The organism is Methylocaldum marinum, assembly GCF_003584645.1.
GTDB classification, from domain to species: Bacteria; Pseudomonadota; Gammaproteobacteria; order Methylococcales; family Methylococcaceae; genus Methylocaldum; species Methylocaldum marinum.
Map to the genome: position 1 here is coordinate 2019979 of NZ_AP017928.1, position 22730 is coordinate 2042708.

Consider the following 22730-nt stretch of genomic DNA (forward strand, 5'->3'; position numbering starts at 1 on the left):
CACTATCCCAAGGACTCTTCAATGCATGAACTGATCAATTGGCTTGTGACGACCATCGGCGCGATGGGCTACACTGGGATTTTTCTGCTGATGGCCATGGAGAGCTCGGTTTTCCCCATCCCCAGCGAAATCGTCATGCCGCCCGCGGGCTATCTGGCTCAACAAGGCAAGATGAACATGACCCTGGTGATCCTAAGCGGAACGCTGGGAAGCCTGGTCGGGGCTTATGCCAACTATTTCGTCGCCCGCTGGCTGGGCAGGCCGCTCCTGATCAGATACGGCAAATACGTCTGGATCACCGAGGAGCACTTCGACCGCGTGGAGAAGTTTTTCCTGGCGCACGGCGAAATCTCCACCTTCGTCGGCCGGCTCTTGCCCGTGGTCCGGCATCTGATCTCCTTGCCGGCGGGCCTTGCGAACATGAATCATTTCAAGTTCACCGCGTATACACTGCTCGGCGCGGCGATCTGGGTGTCGGTCCTGAGCTGGATCGGTTATTTCATCGGCGAAAACCAGGAACTGATCGCGCGCTACTCGGAACACGCGGTCATCGACGTGATCATATTCAGCATCGTCCTGGTTGGAATCTATATCGCCATCCATCGCCGCAAGGCCCGCAGCAGGATGCATTCATGACTATCCCTGCATTTTCGATTTCTCGCCTTCCCCGCATCCTTTTCGGTACCGGCCAACTGGCGGAAATGCCGAAACTGGCCCGCTCGTACGGACGGAAGGCACTGCTCGTCACCGGAGTTCGCTCGTTCCGCGCGTCGTCGCGCTGGATCTGGCTGACGGAGCGTTTGACCGAACAGGGCTTGAGCTTGGAACACATGGCCGTCAGCGACGAGCCCACGCCGCAGTTGGTGGACGATGCCGTCGCCGCGTTTCATGGCCGCCGCATCGACCTGGTGGTCGCGATCGGAGGCGGCAGCGTGCTGGACGCCGCCAAGGCCATCGCGGGACTTCTGCCCCACGGCAATTCGGTCATGGATCATCTCGAGGGCGTAGGCCGCAACATTCCATACACCGGACCTGCGACACCGTTCATCGCCGTGCCCACCACCGCCGGCACCGGCAGCGAAGCGACCAAGAATGCCGTCTTGAGTGTGCGCGGCGAGCACGGCTTCAAGAAATCGTTCCGCCATGACTGCCTGGTTCCCGAATACGCGATCGTCGATCCCGATCTGCTGGACACTTGCCCGCCGGACCTGATCGCCGCCGACGGCATGGACGCGTTCACCCAGCTGCTGGAATCCTATGTCTCGGCCCGCGCCAACCCGATGACCGACGCTCTGGCAAAAAGCGGAATGGAAGCGTTTCGCGACGGCTTCTTCGCGGCCCTGCAGGGCGGCGACGGCGAGCAAGCCCGAGCCGGGCGCGGCGCCATCGCCTATGCATCGCTCATGTCCGGCATCACCCTGGCCCAGGCGGGCTTGGGCTCCGTGCACGGGCTGGCCGCGCCGCTGGGCGCCTTCTATCCGATCCCGCACGGTCTCGCCTGCGGCACCCTGCTCGCCGAGGCCACGGCCGTCAATATCCGCGCACTGAGGGAAAGAGTTCCGGAACATCCGGCCTTGAAGAAATACGCCGGTATCGCCGAACTCCTAACCGGCCATGGTTTCAAAACCCAAATGGAAGCTTGCAATGCCCTGGTTGAACACTTGGACGACTGGACCGAACGGCTGGCTCTGAAGCGCCTCGGCGATTTCGGCGTGGAATCGGCGCACGTTCCCAGGATCGTCGCCAACGCCCGCGGGACCAGCATGCAAACCAATCCGGTAACGCTCACCGACGGCGAAATCGGCGAAATCCTCATCGCCAGAATCTGAGGCTCATATGGCACGCCATTACCTCGAGCATTTGTTCAGCCCGAAGTCCATAGCCGTTTTCGGCGCCAGCGAGCTGCCCGACTCGGTCGGCGCGCGCATCTATCAGAATCTCTTGGACGGTGGCTTTCAAGGCCCGATCTACCCGATCAATCCCAAGTATCAACTGGTTCGGGATCAGGTCTGCTTCCCGTCGATCGAGGAGGTGAAGGAACACGTGGATCTCGCGATCATCGCGACGCCGGCCGCCACTGCCCCCCTCATCATCCGCGCTTGCGGCCAACAAGGGGTCAAGGCCGCCATCGTGATTTCGGCGGGATTTGCCGAACAGGAGGGCAGCGGCCGAATGCTGGAGCGGGCCCTGCTGGAAGAAGGCAGGCGCTATGGGCTCCGGATACTCGGCCCCAACTGCCTGGGGCTGATGCGCCCTTCGGTCGGCCTCAACGCCACTTTCAGCAATAATGTCGCGGAGCCGGGTTCGCTCGCCCTGGTCTCCCAGTCGGGAGCCCTTTGCACGGCGATTCTGGATTGGGCGAGCGCCCATCGCATCGGTTTTTCGACCATGGTGTCCTTGGGCGCCGGCGCCGATGTCAACTTCGGGGACATCCTCGATTATCTCGCCCTCGATCCCGAGACCCGCAGCATTTTGATGTACGTGGAAGGCGTGCGCGATGCGCGGCGTTTCATGAGTGGACTGCGGGCCGCGGCTCGCATGAAGCCGGTAATCGTGATCAAGGCTGGCCGCCATGCCGAAGGCTCCCGCGCAGCCATGTCGCACACCGGCGCCCTGGTCGGTTCGGACGACGTGTTCGACGCCGCGCTGCAAAGGGCCGGCGTGGTTCGGGCCACCACCATCGAGCAGCTCTTCGCCGCCGCCCAACTCCTGGCGACCCAGCACCGCGTTCGGGGCAACCGCCTCGTGATCATCACCAACGCGGGCGGACCGGGGGTGATGGCGACCGACCGTGCCGTCGAACAAGGCATACGGCTCGCCGAACTGGGCGGATCGACCTTCGACAAGCTGAACGCGGTTCTGCCCAAACAGTGGTCGCACAATAATCCCGTCGATATCCTCGGTGACGCCACCCCCGAACGGTATCGGGCGGCTGCCGAGATCTGCCTGGCCGACGAAAGCGTGGACGGTGCTTTGGTGCTGCTCACGCCGCAGGCCATGACCGATCCTACGGAAGCCGCCGAGGCCGTCATCCGCGCTGCCGAACCCTCCCATAAACCGGTCCTTGCCTGTTGGCTGGGCAAGACCCACGTGCAAGAGGGACGTGATTTATTTACAGGACATCAGATCCCGACCTTCTCAAATCCCGAAAGCGCCATCGAGGCATTCGGCTACCTGGCGGAATACCACCGCAACCAGCAAATGCTGGTACAAGTGCCGGGACCCTTGAGTTCGTACCGGCAGCCCGACCTGACCGGCGCCCGTCTGATCATCGAGGGCGCCCTGGCGGAACGGCGGACGCTGCTGTCCTCGCTCGAAACCCGCGCCGTGCTGCGCGCCTTCGACATACCCGTGCCGCCGTCACTCAACGCCCATTCGCCCAACGAGGCGCTGTCGGCGGCCGAATACCTGGGTTTCCCGGTCGCACTGAAGATCCTGTCGCCGGACATCACCCATAAATCCGATGTCGACGGCGTACGGCTCAACATCAACAGCGCCCAAACGGTGCGGAACGCCTATAACGATCTGGTGTCGACCGTGCAGGCCCGAAGGCCGAACGCACGGATCGAGGGTGTAACCGTCGAAAAGATGTACCGTAACCGCAACGGCCGGGAACTGCTGGTCGGCGTGGTCGACGATCCGATTTTCGGCCCCATCGTGAGTTTCGGATCGGGCGGCACAGCGGTGGAAATTCTCAAGGACCGTGCGGTCGCCCTGCCCCCGCTCAACGAGCACATCGCCCAGACCATGATCGCCCAGACCCGCGTCGCACGGCTGCTCGGACAGTTCCGCAACCTCCCGCCGGTCAAGCTGGAGGCGATCGAGCAAGTATTGCTGCGACTCTCGGAAATGGTCTGCGAACTGCCCGAGATCAAGGAGCTGGACATCAATCCTCTGGTGGCGGACGACCAGGGCGTGTTCGCCCTGGATGCCCGCATCGCGGTGCATGAGCCGCAGCCTGGACGCCGGCCCTACGGGCACATGGCGATCCATCCCTATCCCAGCCACCTGGTTCGGCAGTATCAGCTCGCCGACGGCACCAACATCACCATTCGGCCGATCCGTCCCGAAGACGCGGAAAGCGAGCAGCGGTTCGTAAAACGGCTTTCGCCCGAGGCCAAATTCTTCCGCTTCATGAACGCCTTGCAGGAATTGAGTCACGACATGCTGATCCGTTTGACTCAGCTTGATTACGACCGCGAACTGGCGCTCGTCGCCATCGTCGATTCCGGGGCCGAAGAAACGGAACTCGGCGTGGCGCGCTATTTCACCAATCCGGATGGCGAAACCGCCGAATTCGCCCTGGTGGTTGCCGACGAATGGCAGCACCGTGGGTTGGGTACACGGCTGATGTCCTGCCTGATCGACGCCGCTCGCGAGATGGGGCTCAAATCCTTGCGGGGCGAAATCCTGGCAAACAACGTCAAAATGCTCGGCTTAATGAAACGGCTGGCGTTCAGCTGTCATACCAAGACCGACGACCCCACCATCGTCATCGCCGAAAAGCCCTTGTGAATCCGCCCGCGGATTTTTGGATACATCCGCGAATGCTAAACTTTTACCCCTTTTCCCACTCTTGAGGTTTGTTGATGAACATCATCGCCCGTATCGCTGAAGAGCTCGGCGTCCGAGAAAGACAGGTCCAGGCAGCCGTGGACCTGCTGGACGAAGGAGCTACGGTGCCATTCATCGCGCGCTACCGTAAAGAAGCGACGGGCGGTTTGGACGATACCCAGCTCAGAACTCTGGAAGTTCGGCTCTCCTACCTCCGCGAACTCGAGGAGCGCCGCCAGACCATCCTGGACAGCATCCGAGAACAGGACAAGCTGACGCCGGAGCTGGAACAAGCCATTCTCGCCGCCGATACCAAGACCCTGCTGGAAGACCTTTATCTTCCCTACAAACCCAAACGCCGCACCAAGGCCCAGATCGCACGGGAGGCCGGGCTCGAGCCCCTGGCCGATGCCTTGCTCGGCGATCCGTCCCTGGTGCCCGAGACGGAAGCCGGGAAATTCGCCGATGCCGATAAAGGCGTTCCCGACGCCGCGGCGGCGCTGGAAGGGGCAAGGCAAATCCTCATGGAACGCTTCGCCGAGCAGGCCGGACTTCTCGCCGAGCTGCGCGAACGAATCTGGAACGAAGGCATTCTTTCTTCGACGGTCGCCGAGGGCAAAGAACAGGCCGGAGCGAAATTCCGGGATTACTTCGATTTCGAGGAACCCGTCGCGAAAATCCCGTCGCACCGCGCACTGGCCCTGTTCCGGGGACGCAACGAGGATGTGCTGGACCTGGCCCTGAAAGTCGGCAAGGATGAGGACGCCGCGCATAAAAGCGCGGAAAGCCTGATCGCGCGAACCTTCGGTATCGCCGACAAAGGGCGGCCCGCGGACCGCTGGCTGGCCGACACGGTGCATTACGCCTGGAAAGTCAAAATCCTGACCCGCATCGACCTCGACCTCAAGCAGCGCCTCCGCGAAGCCGCCGAAGCCGAGGCGATTCAGGTTTTCGCCAAGAACCTCAAGGATTTGCTGCTCGCGGCGCCCGCCGGCCCCCGCACCACCATGGGCCTGGATCCGGGGCTACGCACCGGCGTCAAGGTCGCGGTGGTGGACAGGACCGGCAAGCTGCTGGAAACCGCGACGATATATCCCCACGTGCCGCAAAATCAGTGGGATCAATCGATCGCAACGCTGGCCCGGCTGATCGCCCGGCACGGCGTTGAACTGGTCGCGACGGGCAACGGCACCGCCTCCCGCGAAACCGATCAGCTGGTCGGCGATCTCATCAAGCGGCACCCCGAGCTGCACATCACCAAGGTCATGGTGTCGGAAGCAGGAGCGTCGGTTTATTCCGCATCCGAGCTGGCCGCCAAGGAATTTCCGGATCTCGACGTCTCGCTGCGCGGTGCCGTTTCGATCGCCCGCCGCCTGCAGGACCCCTTGGCCGAACTGGTAAAGATCGAACCCAAGGCCATCGGCGTCGGCCAGTATCAGCACGACGTGAACCAGTCGCAGCTCTCCAAGAGCCTGGACGCGGTGGTCGAGGACTGCGTGAATGCCGTTGGCGTCGACGTGAACACGGCTTCGGCTTCGCTGCTCCGTTACGTCTCGGGACTGTCCCAAACCATCAGCCAGAACATCGTCGAGTACCGAAACCGAAACGGGGCTTTCGACAGCCGCGAAGATCTCAGAAACGTGCCGCGTCTCGGGGAAAAAACCTTCGAGCAGGCGGCCGGATTTCTCCGCATCATGAACGGAAACAATCCGCTCGACGCCTCGGCCGTACATCCCGAAGCCTATCCGGTGGTGGAACGCATCATCGGCGATACCGGCAAGGATATTCGCGAACTGATCGGCAATGCGGCCTTCCTCCGCGGCGTCAACGCCGAGAATTTCACCGACGACCGTTTCGGCCTTCCGACCGTCACCGACATTCTGCGCGAGCTGGAAAAGCCCGGCCGCGATCCGCGGCCGGAATTCAAGACCGCACAGTTCAAGGAAGGCGTGGACAAGATCGAGGATCTGAAACCCGGCATGATGCTCGAAGGCGTCGTCACCAATGTCACCAATTTCGGCGCTTTCGTCGACATCGGCGTGCACCAGGACGGCCTGGTCCACATTTCGCACTTGTCCGACAGGTTCGTCAAAGATCCCCGCGAGGTGGTCAAGGCGGGAGACGTGGTGAAAGTGAAAGTGCTGGAAGTGGACGTGCCGAGACGCCGCATCGGTCTGTCGATGAAAAAGGATGCGGCGGACGCACCGCGGTCGGAGCGCGGCCCGTCGATTCCCTCCGGGAAAGCGGCCGCGCCGAAAACCAAGAAGCCTCGGCAGGAGTCCCTTCCCAGACCGCAAGGCGCCATGGCGGAGGCCTTGGCCAAAGCGCTACGGAAAGGTTGACTGTCGCAATTTCCCAGGCGCAAAAAATTTCGACGGATTCCTCGTCGCCCGCGGCCAAAGCGTTTTTCACCTCGGTTGAGCGAAGTTCGTAGGTCGGCAAAGAGCCTTATCGACAAGGGATTACCGACCTACAACCGGATCTCCGCTACCCGAAGTCGGAAACCGCCTAAATTTTCAAACAGCCTGCCAATTTCCCCAGACCACCAGCCGGGTACGCCTTCACCCTCACCTCATGGCTTGAGGAAAGCCACCATGTTCCGCTTATCCGCCCCCGAGGGCAAAGGCTTGGATCGATCCGCGACCCAGGCCGCGATATCGCCCCAAGGCTTGGCCGCGCTCAAATCCCGGAGCAACAAGTGGTATCCCTGCTCGTAAAGGGCGACACGGGCAACCCCGGTCTTCGACAGCTTCTTAAGCATAAGCGAAACCGGCTCTTTCGGAATCACTTGGTCGTGTTCGCCGTAGAGCACCAAGACCTCCTTGTTCAGCTTTTCCACCCGCGCGAGAGCCTCGTCCATGAGATTGACGAGTCCGTAGATCGTATCCACGCGGGTTTCTTTTATAACCAGGGGATCCCGTCCGAGTCCGCGCAGCATTTCGATATTGTCGGACGGAAGAATCCCTAGGCTCTCCCCCGTCAACTCCAGCCAGGGTACCGTACTCACGGAAATCGTAAGCAAGGCGCGTTGATACCAGGGCATGGTTGCCCTGCCCCAAACGGCCGGAGCCGAGAGAATGATGCCGTCGGCGGCGGGAGGCCGCGCCGATGTCATAGCCACGATCGCCAAGGCCCCGCCCATGCTCTCGCCGAGGATATAGACCGGTTTTCCCGGGTAATTCTGCCGCACGAGGCGCGTGAAGTGGTCCAGATCGTCGACATAGGCATCCATTCCCGCCCAAAGCCCGCGCCCGGGCGCATTCCCGAAACCTCTTTGATCGTAAGCATACAGCGCGATCCCGCGCTCGCTCAGATAGCGGCCGGGCATGGCAAAGGCATTGCCGTAATCGTTGAAACCGTGTAGGGCTACGATAACGGCCTCCGGCTTTCCGCTGCGGGGCAGCCAGGATCGAACCGGCAAAACGGCGCCGTCGGTAGCGACGAAATGAGATTTGCGGAGTTGCGGCTCCACATGGTTGGGTCCCGGAGGGTGGATGAGAGGCGTACAGCCGCCGAGCAGCAGGCACGGAAAAAGCACGAAGCAAGGCAAACGAAGCGATTTTAGAATCATGATTGGAAGCGAAGTTGAGGACGGGGCCTATATTACCTTTGATTGGGATGGTTCGTTGATGTTGCGCGTCAATTTGTTCATCTCACGCAGAAATATTGAACGCTGTTTATTTTTGACCTAGACTTTGTCCTCGGAGGTGAACACCATGATAAAAACAATTCTTCGCTGGATTCTCGCCAGACTGTTCCGCGTCAAAGTCATCGGCCTCGAAAACTACCAAAAGGCAGGCCCTCGCGTACTCATCGCCGCCAATCATTCATCCTATCTGGATCCCATTCTGCTGTGGGCGTTCCTGCCGGACGACGTGACCTTCGCGATCAATACCCGCGTCGCCGGGCACTGGTGGGTGCGGCCGGCTCTCCGGTTCGCCAAAGTATTTCCGATGGAACCCACTCAGCCGCTCGCAGTTAAGGCCCTGACCCACTACCTGAAAAAAGATCGCAAAGCGGTGGTATTTCCGGAAGGACGCATCACCGTAACCGGCGCTTTGATGAAAATCTACGACGGCACCGGCCTGATCGCCGAAAAATCCGGTGCCACGGTTTTGCCGATCCGCCTCGACGGCACTCAATACACCGTATTCTCCCGTCTGCATCGGGTGGTGCGGCTGCGCTGGTTTCCACCGATCACACTGAACATTCTGCCGCCGCGGAAAGTAAACTCGCCGCAAGAAGTGACCGGTCCCGAACGAAGACATCAAGTCGGCCGTATGCTGTCCGATCTGATGAGCGAAATGATGTTCGAAACCAGCAATTACCGCCGGACGGTATTCTCCGCCCTGCTCGATGCGCGCAGAATTCACGGCGGCGGGCATCGCGTCCTGGAAGATGCGCAACGGAAACCCCTGACCTATGATCGTCTGATCGCACAAAGCCTCGCTCTCGGACGCAAACTTGCGGAAAAGACCGAGGAAGGCGACGCGGTGGGGCTTTTACTGCCCAACCTGAACAGCACGGTGGCCGCGTTTTTCGGACTTCAAGTACAGGGACGCATACCCGCCATGCTGAATTTCAGCGCCGGCACCCGCAGCCTTCTGTCCAGCTGTACCACGGCGAATATCAAGACCGTGGTCACCGCCCGGCGGTTCGTGGCCACGGCCAAGCTGGAAGAAACGGTAAAGGCATTGTCGGAAAAAACCCGCGTACTTTATCTCGAAGACCTGGGCCGGGAACTCGGCGTCCTAGACAAAACCGCCGCTTTCCTCGCCGCACTCGCCGCCGATTACTGGTATCGAAGCCAACACCGGCCCGACGATCCGGCGGCGATCCTGTTCACCTCCGGCTCCGAGGGCGAACCGAAAGGTGTCGTGCTGTCCCACGCCAATCTCCTGGCCAACCGCGAACAGCTTGCAGCGCGCTTCGATTTCAATGCTCAGGACATCATCCTCAATGTCCTGCCGGTATTTCATGCTTTCGGGCTGACCGCAGGCACCCTGCTGCCGCTGCTGTCCGGCATGCGCCTGTTTCTGTATCCCTCGCCCCTGCATTACCGGATCATCCCGGAACTGGCCTACGACCTCAACGCCACCATTCTGTTCGGGACCAATACCTTCCTGCACGGCTACGCCAAACACGCACATCCTTACGATTTCTACAGCGTGCGCTACGTCTTCGCCGGCGCGGAAAAGCTGCAAGCCGACACCCGCCGGTTATGGATGGAGAAATTCGGACTTCGCGTGCTGGAAGGCTACGGTGCCACGGAAACCTCTCCGGTATTGTCAGCCAACACGCCCATGTACTACCGGGAGGGGACCGTCGGACGCTTTTTTCCCGGCATCCAGTGGCGGCTTGAAGAGGTCCCCGGCGTGGTCGATGGCGGACGGCTTCACGTCGCCGGCCCCAACGTCATGCTGGGCTATCTCCGTCCCGAGCGTCCCGGCGAACTCGATCCGCCCGCTTCGAATTACGGAATCGCCTGGTACGACACCGGCGACATCGTCCGCATCGACGAGGAAGGTTTCATCGCCGTTCTCGGCCGCGTCAAGCGGTTCGCCAAGATCGGCGGGGAAATGGTGTCGCTCACCGCGGTCGAAGAACTGGCCGCGCGGATCTGGCCGGGGCAGCGGCACGCGGCGCTCGCGCTCTCCGACGCGAGAAAAGGAGAGAAGATCGTACTGGCCACCGAATTCAAGAACGCCGATCGCGCCGAACTCGTCGCCCGCGCGCAACTGGAGGGTCTCGGCGAACTCCATCTGCCCAAGGATATCCGGGTATTCAAAGAACTGCCGCTACTCGCCACCGGAAAAGTGGATTATCCGGCACTGACCGGTTTCTTCCGCGAGAGGAGCAAAACATGAGCCGGGGACTCTCTTCGCTGATTGCCGCACAGTTTCTCTCGGCATTCTCGGACAACGCCATCCTCTTCACGGTCATTGCCATCGTGCTGCAGACCGAAGACCGGGGGGCCTGGTACGTACCGGCCTTGCAAAGCGTTTTCCTGGTGGCGTTCGTGATACTGACGCCCTGGGTCGGATCGTTCGCCGATAGGATCTCGAAACCGAAGGTCCTGATTCTGGCCAATATCGTCAAGGCGCTCGGCGGGCTCCTGATTCTGCTCGGGGTCGAACCGCTGCTCGGCTACGCTGTCGTCGGCGTCGGTGCGGCAACCTACAGTCCGGCAAAGTACGGCATTCTCCCGGAACTCGCCGATCACACGCGGCTGGTCAAAATCAACAGCTGGATCGAAGGCGCGACCATCGCCGCAATTCTGCTGGGCACGGTGATCGGAGCCGCACTCGCCGACGCTTCGATCGAACTCGCGCTTGTCTCGATCGTCGCGTGCTACCTCGTTTCCGCCGCGGTCACGCTTCTGCTGCCCAGGCTTCCGGCGCGCGGCGCACGCCCGGGCTCGTCCTTCACCGGGCTGGTACAGGTCATGAAAGCACTCTTGAGCTCGGAGCGCGCCAGGCTGGTGCTCATGGCCCTAAGCCTGTTCTGGTCCTGCGCCGCGACTCTGCGTGTCATACTGGTCGCGTGGGCGCCGCAAGTGCTCGATACCCGAACCGCAGGGGAAATCGCGCAACTGACCCTGTTCCTGGCCGTCGGCATCATCATCGGCTCGGGCATCGTGCCGCGCCTGATCCCCCTGGAACACGTCCGGCGCGCGCGGCACGCAGCTTATGCATTAAGCTTCTTTTTCCTGCTTCTGGCCAGCGTCGACAGCCTGTGGCCGGCCAGGGCGACGCTGCTCGCCATCGGCGTCGCGGGCGGCCTGTTCGTCGTGCCGCTCAACGCCGCGATCCAACAGATCGGGCATCACTCGGTGGGCAGCGGCGCCGCCGTGGGGGTCCAGAATTTCTTCCAAAACGCCGCGATGCTGGCAAGCATGGGAATTTACACCTTCGCCTCGGCTCACGGCACCGGTCCGGTCGCCGCGATTCTCGCCCTGAGCGTGCTGGTCCTAGCCCTGACGGTGCTGGTGTCCTGGCGCCTGCCGCGCCGACCTGCCACATAACCGGCTGGCCTATAACTCCGCGGCGCGACGCTCGCCCTCCGCCACATCGACGAACCAGAGCAATGCGCCGCCCAGACCGAAAAGCACCAACAAGGAAAGTATCGAGAGGCGCGGCTCGCCACTGGCATAACTGACAATCCCCACCAGCACCGGCCCCAGGACCGCCGCGAATTTGCTGAGCAAATTGAAGAAACCGAAAAACTCGCCGGACTTCTCTTTGGGAATGAGGCGTGCGAACAGCGCCCGGCTCATAGCCTGGACTCCGCCCTGGACCAGGCCTATGCCCACCGCGATCCCGTAGAACTCCCACTGGCGGCTCATGACCGAACCCCAAACGACCAGTAACGCGTAGGCCGCGAGTCCCGCGAGAATGCCGGACTTGGCGCCGAACCGCTGCCCCAGCCAACCATAAGCCAGCGTTGCAGGAACGCCGACGATTTGGGTAATGAGCAAGGCCAGCATCAGCCCGCCGGCGTCGAAACCGATCGCGAGTGCGTAATCCACCGCCATGTGGACGATGGTGTCCACGCCATCGATGTAGAGCCAGTACGCACCCAGGAACAACATGACAATCTTCAGTTTTCGCACACCCTGGAAGGTTTCCCGAAGCTGCCTCAATCCGGACCGGACGGCGCTGCCGCTCACGCACCGGGGCGGCGGCTCCGGCACGACGAACAGCAACGGCAGGGTGAACACGAACCACCACACGGCGACCGACAGAAACGACATTCGAACCGCGACGGACGCATCCGCGAAGCCGAACCACTCCGGCTTTTGCGTCATCAAAATATTGACGGCGAAAAGCGCGCCGCCGCCGAAATAGCCCATCCCCACCCCGAATGCGGATACGTGTTCGAAGCGGGCGGGAATCGTGACGGTCGGCAACAGCGCATCGTAAAAAACCATTCCGGTGGAAAAACCCACGAGCCCCAGCCCGTAAAGAATGAGCGCCAACTCCCAGGCTCCGGCCTCGATCCAAAACAGCCCCGCACTCATGCTGATGCCGATGAACGCACAGAGAGCGAGCAAAGGCTTTTTCCAACCGCCCGCGTCCGACAAGGCCCCGAGTACCGGTGCGAGCGCCAGCGCAACCAGGGCACCGACCGAACTCACCGCACCCAGCCAGAACGTACTTTCCGTAACCGGAAGGTCGCTCGCCCAAAATTGTTTGAAAAATACCGGAAAAAAAGCCGCCATCACCGTAGTAGCGAAAGACGAGGTCGCCACGTCATAGAGAACCCAAGCCCTTTCGCGCGAACGGAGAAAAGTCGAGTCGGAGGTATCCATAAATGATAGTTTTCGTTAATACAATGAAACTGGATGACGGTTACCGTCACCGCTTAAATACGGCGCGGCCGACGGTCAAACTGCGTGTCCCTGCTCGTTCGGGATTATAATGTCCTCTTATTGACGTATCGGCCTGTCTGTCATGAATTCGCGCGAAGATGCCCCGTCCTTCGACATCAAAGCTTATCTCGAAACGCTCACCCAGCTGCCGGGCGTTTATCGGATGCTCGATGAAAAAGGTGAAGTCATTTATGTCGGCAAAGCGAAAAACCTCAAAAAGCGGGTATCCAGCTACTTTTCCGGCAAGGACTGTTCACCCAAACAGCAGGCCATGGTAGCGCGCATACACGCGATCGACGTGAGGGTGACGCACACCGAGGGCGAGGCGCTGCTTCTGGAAAGCCAGCTCATCAAACGCCACAAACCGCGCTACAACATCAATCTGCGCGACGACAAGAGCTATCCTTATATTTATGTCTCGACGCATCAGCCCTTTCCCCGGATCACCTTCCACCGCGGCGCCAAGAGCAAGCTCGGCCGCTACTTCGGGCCTTATCCGAGCGCCAGTGCGGTGCGGGAAAGCCTGAAGCTGCTGCAAAAGATCTTTCCGGTGCGTCAGTGCGAGGATTCCTATTTCCAGAATCGCTCCCGTCCCTGCCTGCAGCACCAAATCGAACGCTGTACAGCGCCCTGCGTGGATCTAATCGATCGCGAGGCCTATGGCCAGGACGTGCAGGACAGCATCATGTTCCTCGAGGGTAACGGCAAGCGGCTGATCGACGATCTGGTAGCACGCATGGAAAAAGCTGCGGCCGATTTGCAGTTCGAGCGGGCAGCGCGCTATCGCGATCAAATTGCGAGCCTGAGAACCGTCTTGGCGAAACAGGCGGTGCATGGCGAACACGGCGATATCGATATCATCGCCTGCGCACTCAAAGGCAACGTCGCCTGCGTACAGATGCTGTTCATCCGCGGCGGACAGCAAATCGGCGACCGCGCATTTTTTCCCAGCATGGTCGTGGAGCACGATCCGGGCAGCATTCTGGCGGCGTTCATCCCCCAGTATTACCTTGGAAAACAGGTGCCGAGAGAAATCCTCATCAGCCATCCGGTCGACGATACCGAACTCGTCGAAGAAGTGCTCGCCGGTCAATCCGGCCATGCCGTGCACATTTCCGCCCGGCTTCGCGGCGAACGCCAGAAACGTTTGCAGTTGGCACTCATCAATGCCGAAAACGCCTTGACCGCGAAACTTGCGAACCGACAGGACCTGTACGCACGTTTTCTCAGCCTGGGCGAGGCCCTGCACCTCCAGGGGCCGCCGCGGCGCCTGGAATGCTTCGACATCAGCCACACCCATGGCGAACTGACCGTCGCCTCCTGCGTGGTGTTCGACCGGCAAGGTCCGGTCAAATCCGCTTACCGCCGCTTCAATATCGAAGGCGTTACCCCGGGAGACGATTACGGCGCGTTGGCGCAAGCGGTTTCCCGGCGCTACCAGCGCATCAGGCAAGGCGAAATCGAGGCGCCCGACATACTATTCATCGACGGCGGCAAAGGTCAGGTCGGCGCCGTGCGGGAGGTCTTGAGCGAACTTGGGATGGACGCAATTCGCACTGTCGGGGTGGCCAAGGGCCCCGACCGCAAGCCGGGGATGGAAACGCTGTTCCCGGCGGATTCCACGGACGCCATCATCCTGCCCAGCCACTCTCCTGCCCTGTTATTGATTCAGCAAATCCGCGACGAAGCCCACCGATTCGCCATTACCGGGCATCGCCAGCGTCGCGCCAAAGCCAGAAAGCAGTCCGTGCTCGAAGACATCGCCGGACTGGGTCCGAAACGGCGCCAACAATTATTGCGGCAGTTCGGCGGTCTGAGAGAAATCAGCCGCGCCGGCGTGGACGCCCTGAGCAGCGTCGAAGGCATCAGCGCTCAACTGGCAAAGCGCATTTACGAAACCTTCCACGAGAGAGAAAACTGAACATGGAGTTGAATCTCCCCACCAACCTGACCCTGCTTCGGATCGTGCTGATCCCGGTCCTGGTCATCTTTTTCTATCTGCCGTGGAGTGGCGCCCACATCACCTGCGCCTTGATTTTCACGGTTGCCGCCGTAACCGACTGGCTGGACGGCTATCTGGCGCGAAAAATGAGCCAAACCACGCGCTTCGGAGCATTTCTCGATCCTGTTGCCGACAAATTGATGGTGGCGGTAACTCTGGTCCTGATCGTTCAGGCCGACCCCAGCCCCTACGTAGCCATCGCCGCAGCGGTCATCATCGGGCGCGAAATCACCATCGCGTCCTTGCGCGAATGGATGGCGGAAGTCGGTCAGCGCAAGCGAGTGGAAGTATCCTGGCTGGGCAAATGGAAAACGACCGCTCAGATGATTTCGATCATCATGCTCTTGCTCAGCATGGATGTATGGCTGGGTTTTCTGAAGAACCTCGGACAGTTGTTCTTGCTGATATCGGCCATACTGACGCTCTGGTCCATGGTCAATTATCTCAGGGTGGCGCTGCCGGTTCTAAAAGGTGATAACGAGGAGTTGACAAAGCCTCCAGTGATCCCTAAAATTTCGAATCTCAACAGCACGCGGGAATAGCTCAGTTGGTAGAGCACAACCTTGCCAAGGTTGGGGTCGCGAGTTCGAGTCTCGTTTCCCGCTCCAGATTCAAAAAGCCGCGATAAGAAACGCGGCTTTTTAATTTCGCTGGCCCACTTAGGCTGAGTGGCAGAGTGGTCATGCAGCGGCCTGCAAAGCCGTGGACGCCGGTTCGATTCCGACCTCAGCCTCCATAATATAATATCTTAATCAATAGCTTAAAAAGCTATCCACGTAAAGTGGAAAGCTTTTTTATTGCAAAATTCGGCAAAAAACGGGTAAAAATCGGGTAAAAATTCCTTGGAGTGTGGCAAAAACCACGCATCAACCGCTCATTTGTCCGTTGACGCCAATGGCAACTATCAGACAGCGAAAGACAGGAAATTGGGAAGTTGTCATCCGCCGATCTGTCTTGCCCAAAGCTCATTACGCAACTTTCGATACCGACGCGGAGGCCACCGCTTATGCCCGGCGGATCGAAGCGATGCTCGATCAGGGCACCATTCCCCAAGCCCTTCAGACCGAAGGTAAACCCAAGACGTTTGGCGAGCTGATTTCCCGCTATATGGCTGGAAACTCGATCTCGTCCTTAGACCACGAGGTTCTCGGTACCGTTCGCCCGGAGCTTGAGTCCATACCTATTACGGGTATTCACATTGCATGGGCACGGGAGTGGGTGATTAAAATGAAGCGTGAAAGAAGGCTCGCTCCCGGCACAATCCGAAAACGGGTTGGTGCCGTGCCGAGATGCCTAGAGTGGCATGTCCAACATGACGAGATCGCAATCAACCCTTTGCGGCAACCCCCGAGAGGCTATGCCAATTACGCGCCGGCCGACGGAGAATCAAGGAAAGACGTTGAACGGGATCGAAGGCTGCATCCGGACAAGGAGGTTCGCATCCGACTCGTGTTGGCACGGGATGTTGATTGTCCATCAGAAGGTTCAAACCACCGGCTTTCAGCCGGTGGTTGTTAAGTTGCCGAGGGAGTGAATCGTTGTCCCCGTTAAAACAGGGCCTACTGCCGATTCCGGATCACCGTCGTGCGCAAGGGAAGTTGTACGATCTCCCCCACCGGCTGCTGTTTAGTATTCTGGCGGTGATGAGCGGAGCGACCTCGTACCGCCGGATTCATCCGTTCATCCGTACCCATCAGGCGCGGCTGAACGAGGCGTTCGGCTGCCGCTGGCGGCGGACGCCCGCCTACAGTTTGATCCGCTACGCCTTGCACGGGTTGGAGGTGGAGGCGATCGCCCCGCAGTTTCGCGCGAACGCGCTGCCCCTGGCCGAGGACGCCGCCGTCATCGCGCTCGATGGCAAGACCCTGCACGGCAGCCTGGATCGCTTCGAGGACCGCCGAGCTGCCCAGGTGCTGAGCGCCTTCGCCGTCGGAGAGCGGATTGTGCTGGGCCAGGTACTGATCGAGGATGCCGGCAAGGACCATGAAATCCAGGCCGCCCAGCGGCTCATCGAAACCCTCGGACTGGCGGGGCGGCTGTACACGCTCGACGCCCTCCATCTTCAAAAAAACAGTTGAGGCCGTGATCGCCACGGGGAGCGATCTGCTGGTCCAACTCAAAGGCAATCATCCCAAGCTACACGCAGCCGTACGGGCGGTTTGTCAGACGCAGCCCCACGCCGAGCAGGCCTACACGGTGGACCTCGGCCGGCGTAATCGCATCGAACAACGCACGGCACGGGTCTGGTCTCTGGCCGTGGTCAAGGTCCGCCGCCGCTGTTTTGAGCCGCGTCAGGCACCGGTCGCTGACGACCTCGTCACCCGCGATGCCTCGATGGCCACCTTGGCCGAGGCCATTCGCGGTCACTGGGGAATCGAAAACCGGCTCCACGACGTGCTGGACACCGCGCTCGGCGAGGATGCGAGCCGCATCCGCAAAAACCCCGGTATGTTCGCCTATCTCCGCCATTTCGTGTTGAATCGCCTACGTCACAACGGCCAATCCAATATTCACGCCACCCTTTACGATAACGCGATGGACCTGGAGCGCGTCTTGAGTTACAAGGGCATCAAACGTTGAACAGCCCTGTTGAACTAGTGCTTACTTGCATTAAACACCGATATGCTGCATCTTGGTGATATGACTCAGATGCAGCAACTGACATGTGATGAGAAGACCCGAAGGATTCTGGAACAGCGGAGGAGCAGCCAAACGGAATTGCACAGAAACGTGTTTCGGGCACGCATTATCTTGGGGTGCCTGGACGGACGAGGTGTCATGGAATTGGCGCGGGCACTCAACACCCGTCCCAACACCGTCATCAAGTGGCGCGATCGCTTTGCCGCGGGAGGACTGGCGGGGCTGGAAGATCGGCCACGGCCCGGCGCGCCTCGGCAGTTGCCGCCCGATTTGCGCGAGCAAATTCTGGGCGTTTTGGAAGAATCGCCACCCCCTGGACAGGCGGTCTGGGATGGTGGTGCCGTGGCCCGGCGCTTGGGCGTTTCGCCACACGCGGTATGGCGGGTTTTGCGGCAGGAGGGGATTTGCCTGCAACGGCAACGTTCCTGGTGCGTTAGCACCGATCCGGAGTTCGTGGCCAAAGCCGCCGATATTGTCGGGCTCTATTTGGCGCCACCGACCAACGCGCTCGTAATTTGCGTGGACGAGAAACCGAGCATTCAGGCGTTGGAGCGGGCGAGCGGTTACGTGGAGACCGACAGCGGAAAAATCGTCCGGGGCTTCAAAAGTACCTACAAGCGCCATGGCACACTCAACTTATTTGCGGCGCTGCAAGTAGCCACCGGGCACGTTCACAGCGCAACTACCGCCACGAAAACCCGCGAGGATTTCTTGGCCTTCATGGACCAAGTCGTCGCCGAGACCCCGGCGGACCAGGAATTACATGTGATTTTGGACAACTATTGCACGCACAAGCGCAACGAGGACTGGTTGGCCAAGAATCCCAGGGTTCATTTTCACTTTACGCCAACCTCGGCCAGTTGGTTGAACCAAGTGGAAATCTGGTTCGGTATCCTGAGTCGGAAAGCCTTGCGCGGGGCCAGTTTCTCCAGCATCGCTGAGTTACGGAACGCTATTGAAGCGTTCATTGCCAACTATTCCCAAAATCCACGCCCATTCAAATGGCGCAAACGCGAAGTGCACGGCAGTCAACTCAAAAATACTATCGTTAATTTACGTAATTAAGCACTAGCACCATTGGTTTGCTACATAATCTGAAGCCACTAACAAAGCTTGATCTTTCAATTGTTGATAGCGTAGAAAAACCATAAACTCGAAATTATATCTCTTGAATAACCGATACATTACAGAGTATAAAGTGCTCGAAATCTGGTTTTTACACAATCTCTTCGGCAGTAAACACAGGAAAACCATTCAAGAAGCTAACCGCATCTCAGCGGCATATTAATCTGGAATGATGAGGAGCAGAAAGTGATTCGGAAAGGGGTTATAGGTTTAGCTTTGTTTGCACTATCATTTGAAGCGATAGGGGCTTGTACCGGTCAGGTGAAAATAAAAGAGCTCTATTCAAGGTCAGGCGGTTGGGTGCACGTTGTGGCGGAAAACGTGAGCGACATTGATTTGGCGAATTGCGGGCATCACAACTCGACAGCGTTGGTATTAAATTACACTGATTCCCACGGAACTCTGGAAGGGAAGAAAATACTTTATTCGGCGATATTAGCCGCATTCACTGCCGGCAAGACCCTCAGGTTATGTTCTGATGCATGTGATTCCAGATTTTCATCCTATTCAACCTTGACAGACATTGATGGAATGCGGTGACGAAAAACGGCGTGAATTCGAAAACACTGTCAAATCTGAACAAATAACCTGAGGTTTATAACCCAGCCCTTTTAACAGGCTGTTGAAATTCGCCTCCATGCCTTCGGCTTTACCCCTTATCGGCGGCTTAATTTTTAGTGCTGAAGGTCCTTTTAGCGCTGAAATCCCGGTTCTAGCCGGTTTTCATCCCCCCGCTTGGGGGTTCTTGCCGCCTTTCGGCGAATTTTGGGCAGACGCCCGCTAGGCCGTCGACCACCGCCAGCCGAACAGCCCACCCAACCGGGTCAGGTTGTAGGCGGCGAAAGTGAACACGGTCTGGGCCGCCACCTTCTTCAAACCCCGGAACCGGGTCTGGCGTAACCCGCCCACGGTCTTCGACCACCCGAAGATTTCTTCCACCCGCTTGCGCATTTTCAGGCTGGTCCGGTAGCCGGGGTGTCGGGTGGTGCGGCCATCGATGGCGGAGCCTTTTTCCTTCCGGGCGACAGGCGGCGTGACCCGCTGCTCCCGGAGAACTTGCACGAACTCCGGCACGTCGTAAGCCTTGTCCGCCCCGACTGTCGCGCCGGGCTTCGTGACGGTGCGACCGATCATGATCTTGGCCGCGTCCCGTTCCGCCGTGCCGGTGGCGTGAATCACCTCGACATCCACGACCAGGCCGGTCCGGTTTTCCATCAGGGCATGGCCCATGAAGCACAGTTGGGCTTTATCCCCTTCGCTTTTCTTGTAAAGGCGAGCCTCCGGATCAGTGGTCGAGGCGTGGGTCGCATTGGCGCGCTTCTCGCCCTTGAAATCGACGGACGGATTCCGGCCGCCGGCCTCCGGCGGGGGCGAACTGCCATCCTTTTTCACAAAGCTCTTCATGGAGGCCCACGCCTGGATCAGCGTGCCGTCCACCGAGAAATGCTCGTCCGACAGAAGGTCCTGCCATTCCGCCAGCAACACGACCCGCTCGAAAAACAGCCGGGAAATCCGCTCGTTCAGCAACCGATCCCGGTTGGCGCTGAAGGTGGAGTGGTCCCAGACCTCGGCATCCAAGGTCAGCCCGACAAACCAGCGGTACAAAAGATTGAATTCGATCTGCTGGACCCACTGCCGCTCGGAGCGGACAGAGAACAAGACTTGGATGAGACCGGCGCGCAGCAGCCGCTCCGGCGGAATCGACTCCCGGCCGGTCCGGGCATGGAGGGCATCAAATTCCGAGTCCAGCGTGGTCAGCAGAATGTCGACCACGGCCCGGAGCTTCCGAAGCGGATGATCCTTGGGAATCCGGTCTTCCAAGGTTCGGTAGCTGAAGAGTTCTTGCTGGGTGATGTCGGCGCCGCGCATGAAAGCGTCCAAAGTATCTTGAAATGATATTATTTTGCCATGACAAACAATCGTTTATGCCTATTTTATGCGCTCCATCCAACGAATTTTTGCGGCTTCCGGGGCCGAGAAAATCAACAGCCTGTTAAATCCCCGAAAAAGTACAACATTGGCTTCGCTTCTGGAGCCGAAGGACTGGCGGTTCAGTGCAAACCGTCCTTCTAAAACAAAGTTTTGCTCATCGGTTCGGTGAGGAATGCCGCTTCCGAAACGCCGATGATTCGGCGCTAAATTTCCCTTTTCTCCCAAAAGTTCCACATCGCAAGAATTACCTGTTCGCCGGTTCCGATCGGGGGTGGGGAACGCGCGGCGGCGATCTGCACCCTGATCGGCACGGCCAAGCTCAACGGCCTCAACCCGGAGGCATACCTCCGTGCCGTGCTGGCCCGCATCGCCGAGCATCCGGTCAATCGGATCGACGAATTCTTACCCTGGAACCTCGCCGGTCATATCACAGAACTGACTCAGCCCATCGCGGCCTGAAGCCGTCAACACGGTAACTCTCGGACGCTTACCAGCCGCCAGTCGATTCAGGCGCTGCACGTAAGCCCCATAGCTCGGCAGATGGGGAAACCCATCGCGCCAATAGCGGTCGGCCTGAGTGTAGAGGGTTTTGATCTCGCGCTGTTTATCCACGATGCCGAACAGATAGAGCGTAATGACCTCTTCGTCCGTAAAGCGGAGATTGGCATGGGGCGCGAAGCGTTGGACATGGATCCGGAGCTCCCGGCGGTAAAGCTCGCACACGGTCAGATAGAGCGAAATGAGTTGGGATTGCCAGTCCATGGTGGTCTCTCGAAGGCGTATTGCGGAATACTCCAGAACGCAATCTCGGGGTTGTTCCCGTTAAAGCTGCATCTCTTCGAGATTCAAAAACATCATCAATTCCTGATACTCCCAACGATTGTAAGCAATCCCACCGCCTTTGCCGAACGCACTTGACATTCTTATCACATTGATATAGATGGTCCTGAATCGTCAAAAGAAATGATGGCGAGGACCGTTCCTCCTCAGAAGGATTGGAGGCTGAATGAGGCTTCTGGATTTAGTCAAGCTCACGCCGCTGATGGAGCAAACCAGCGGAAGACCGGAGATTGTCATCGGACTAATCGACGGTCCTGTCATCCGGGGGCATCCGGATCTCACCGGCGCACCGATCCGCGAGATACCGGGGAAGCTCAGCAGTACCTGTACTCGGAGCGACAGCCTAGCCTGTCAGCATGGCACTTTCGTGGCCGGCATCCTGTCCGCTCAGCGCGGTTCTTCCGCTCCGGCGATCTGTCCCGCCTGCACCCTGCTCGTTCGCCCCATCTTTTCCGAAATCGCCTTGGCCAACGGGGATTTGCCTAGCGCCAAACCTGAAGCACTCGCCGAGGCCATCCTCGACTGCATACGTGCCGGCACACGGGTACTCAACGTCAGCGCCGCCCTTGCCCAACCCTCCGTCCAGGGTGAGCGGGCGTTGGAAGGAGCCCTGGACCAGGCTGCCAAGCGTAACGTCATCGTGGTGGCGGCGGCCGGCAATCAGGGGACGCTGGGCAGCACGGCCATCACCCGCCACCCGTGTGTTATCCCGGTCGTGGCGTACGATCTTCAGGGCAGGCCCATGAATCACTCGAACCTGGGAAACTCGATTGGTCGGCGGGGACTCGGCGCACCCGGCGACCGGATCACCAGCCTGGGCGCCGGCGGCAAGCCGGTCACCTTAGGAGGAACCAGTGCCGCCGCGCCCTTTGTGACAGGTACCATCGCGCTCTTGTGGTCGGAATTTCCCACAGCCTCCGCCGCCGATATCAAGCTCGCCATCACGCAGGCCCATTCAGGACGGCGGACCACCGTAGTGCCACCCCTGCTCGATGCCTGGAAAGCGTTTCAGTCTCTGTTGACTAAACCCGCGAGGAGAAGACTGCCATGAATGAAGAAGACACTGAGAGTGTACAGACCGGTCAGCAACCCTATCGAGTGCGCCTTCCCGGATTCGTTAGCGATGAGGAGATCGGCTTGGGCGACGCCATCAAGCGGGTGGCTTACGCGCTCGGAGTTCAACCCTGTGGCGGCTGCGAACGTCGTGCGGCAGCACTGAACCGCTGGGTTGTTTTCACCGGACGGATCAGATAACCCGAGTCCGGA

19 protein-coding genes, 2 tRNA genes and 1 pseudogene are annotated in these 22730 nt (G+C 59.6%); 18 read left to right on the top strand and 4 right to left on the bottom strand.

Annotated features, from left to right (window positions below; all coding sequences use genetic code 11):
* Positions 1-21 precede the first annotated feature (21 nt).
* The 4 genes from sS8_RS08880 (at position 22) to sS8_RS08895 (ending at position 6896) form a co-directional block, all read left to right on the top strand.
* Positions 22-636: a DedA family protein gene (locus tag sS8_RS08880; RefSeq protein ID WP_119629337.1), complete on the top strand. Its 615-nt coding sequence runs from the start codon at positions 22-24 to the stop codon at positions 634-636.
* Positions 633-1829, top strand: coding sequence for an iron-containing alcohol dehydrogenase (locus sS8_RS08885; RefSeq protein WP_119629338.1), 1197 nt, complete (start codon positions 633-635; stop codon positions 1827-1829). The genes sS8_RS08880 and sS8_RS08885 overlap by 4 nt, the downstream gene beginning before the upstream one ends.
* Positions 1830-1836: 7 nt before the next feature.
* A complete protein-coding gene (locus sS8_RS08890) occupies positions 1837-4515 on the top strand; it encodes a bifunctional acetate--CoA ligase family protein/GNAT family N-acetyltransferase (RefSeq protein ID WP_119629339.1) in 2679 nt (892 codons plus the stop codon).
* 74 nt (positions 4516-4589) lie between these two features.
* A complete protein-coding gene (locus sS8_RS08895) occupies positions 4590-6896 on the top strand; it encodes a Tex family protein (RefSeq protein WP_119629340.1) in 2307 nt (768 codons plus the stop codon).
* A gap of 230 nt (positions 6897-7126) precedes the next feature.
* Here the strand turns inward: sS8_RS08895 and sS8_RS08900 are convergent, their stop codons facing one another.
* On the bottom strand, positions 7127-8125 hold the full coding sequence (locus sS8_RS08900) for an alpha/beta hydrolase (protein ID WP_119629341.1): 999 nt from the start codon (positions 8123-8125) through the stop codon (positions 7127-7129).
* Positions 8126-8270: 145 nt separating this feature from the next.
* On the opposite strand from sS8_RS08900, the gene sS8_RS08905 reads away from it, so the two are divergent.
* Positions 8271-10421, top strand: a complete 2151-nt coding sequence (locus tag sS8_RS08905) for an AMP-binding protein (RefSeq protein ID WP_119629342.1) — start codon at positions 8271-8273, stop codon at positions 10419-10421.
* Complete coding sequence (gene lplT, locus sS8_RS08910) at positions 10418-11578, top strand: lysophospholipid transporter LplT (protein ID WP_119629343.1); 1161 nt, start codon at positions 10418-10420, stop codon at positions 11576-11578. The genes sS8_RS08905 and lplT overlap by 4 nt, the downstream gene beginning before the upstream one ends.
* A gap of 9 nt (positions 11579-11587) precedes the next feature.
* Here lplT and sS8_RS08915 read toward each other — a convergent pair whose 3' ends face one another.
* Positions 11588-12865 carry an MFS transporter gene (locus tag sS8_RS08915; RefSeq protein ID WP_119629344.1) on the bottom strand — a complete coding sequence of 426 codons (1278 nt, stop codon included), beginning with the start codon at positions 12863-12865 and terminating at the stop codon, positions 11588-11590.
* Between the two features lie 142 nt (positions 12866-13007).
* On the opposite strand from sS8_RS08915, the gene uvrC reads away from it, so the two are divergent.
* The 9 genes from uvrC to sS8_RS27580 all read left to right on the top strand — a co-directional run bounded on the left by uvrC (position 13008) and on the right by sS8_RS27580 (position 19232).
* Positions 13008-14846 (top strand): excinuclease ABC subunit UvrC, encoded by a 1839-nt coding sequence (uvrC, locus tag sS8_RS08920; RefSeq protein ID WP_119629345.1) that lies wholly within the window; start codon positions 13008-13010, stop codon positions 14844-14846.
* A gap of 2 nt (positions 14847-14848) precedes the next feature.
* Positions 14849-15469 (top strand): CDP-diacylglycerol--glycerol-3-phosphate 3-phosphatidyltransferase, encoded by a 621-nt coding sequence (gene pgsA / locus sS8_RS08925; protein WP_119629346.1) that lies wholly within the window; start codon positions 14849-14851, stop codon positions 15467-15469.
* Positions 15460-15535, top strand: a tRNA-Gly gene (locus tag sS8_RS08930). Before pgsA ends, sS8_RS08930 begins: the two co-directional genes overlap by 10 nt.
* A gap of 54 nt (positions 15536-15589) precedes the next feature.
* Positions 15590-15663, top strand: a tRNA-Cys gene (locus tag sS8_RS08935).
* Positions 15664-15821: 158 nt separating this feature from the next.
* Positions 15822-16445 (top strand): hypothetical protein, encoded by a 624-nt coding sequence (locus tag sS8_RS27575; protein ID WP_145986456.1) that lies wholly within the window; start codon positions 15822-15824, stop codon positions 16443-16445.
* A gap of 20 nt (positions 16446-16465) precedes the next feature.
* Complete coding sequence (locus sS8_RS08940; protein WP_170161008.1) at positions 16466-17005, top strand: ISAs1 family transposase; 540 nt, start codon at positions 16466-16468, stop codon at positions 17003-17005.
* Positions 17006-17009: 4 nt separating this feature from the next.
* Positions 17010-17507 carry a transposase family protein gene (locus tag sS8_RS08945; protein WP_119629348.1) on the top strand — a complete coding sequence of 166 codons (498 nt, stop codon included), beginning with the start codon at positions 17010-17012 and terminating at the stop codon, positions 17505-17507.
* 69 nt (positions 17508-17576) lie between these two features.
* The gene (locus tag sS8_RS08950; protein ID WP_232020575.1) at positions 17577-18632 is read left to right on the top strand and encodes an IS630 family transposase; all 1056 of its coding nucleotides are present in this window, start codon (positions 17577-17579) and stop codon (positions 18630-18632) included.
* A 246-nt stretch (positions 18633-18878) separates the two neighbouring features.
* Entirely contained in the window at positions 18879-19232 is a 354-nt protein-coding gene (locus tag sS8_RS27580) for a hypothetical protein (RefSeq protein ID WP_145986457.1), read from the top strand.
* 240 nt (positions 19233-19472) lie between these two features.
* Here the strand turns inward: sS8_RS27580 and sS8_RS08955 are convergent, their stop codons facing one another.
* Positions 19473-20561 (bottom strand): IS5 family transposase, encoded by a 1089-nt coding sequence (locus sS8_RS08955; protein ID WP_119629350.1) that lies wholly within the window; start codon positions 20559-20561, stop codon positions 19473-19475.
* Positions 20562-20860: 299 nt separating this feature from the next.
* Between sS8_RS08955 and sS8_RS08960 the strand changes: the two are divergent.
* A pseudogene (locus sS8_RS08960) lies at positions 20861-21083 on the top strand (transposase domain-containing protein); the annotation flags it as partial.
* On the opposite strand, the gene sS8_RS27585 reads toward sS8_RS08960, so the two are convergent.
* Positions 21027-21386, bottom strand: a complete 360-nt coding sequence (locus sS8_RS27585) for a hypothetical protein (RefSeq protein ID WP_145986458.1) — start codon at positions 21384-21386, stop codon at positions 21027-21029. The pseudogene sS8_RS08960 and the gene sS8_RS27585 sit on opposite strands and share 57 nt — an antisense overlap.
* A 244-nt stretch (positions 21387-21630) precedes the next feature.
* Here sS8_RS27585 and sS8_RS08970 point away from each other — a divergent pair, with 244 nt between their 5' ends.
* Complete coding sequence (locus sS8_RS08970) at positions 21631-22515, top strand: S8 family serine peptidase (protein ID WP_119629352.1); 885 nt, start codon at positions 21631-21633, stop codon at positions 22513-22515.
* Positions 22512-22718, top strand: a complete 207-nt coding sequence (locus tag sS8_RS08975; protein WP_119629353.1) for a hypothetical protein — start codon at positions 22512-22514, stop codon at positions 22716-22718. The genes sS8_RS08970 and sS8_RS08975 overlap by 4 nt, the downstream gene beginning before the upstream one ends.
* Positions 22719-22730 lie beyond the last annotated feature (12 nt).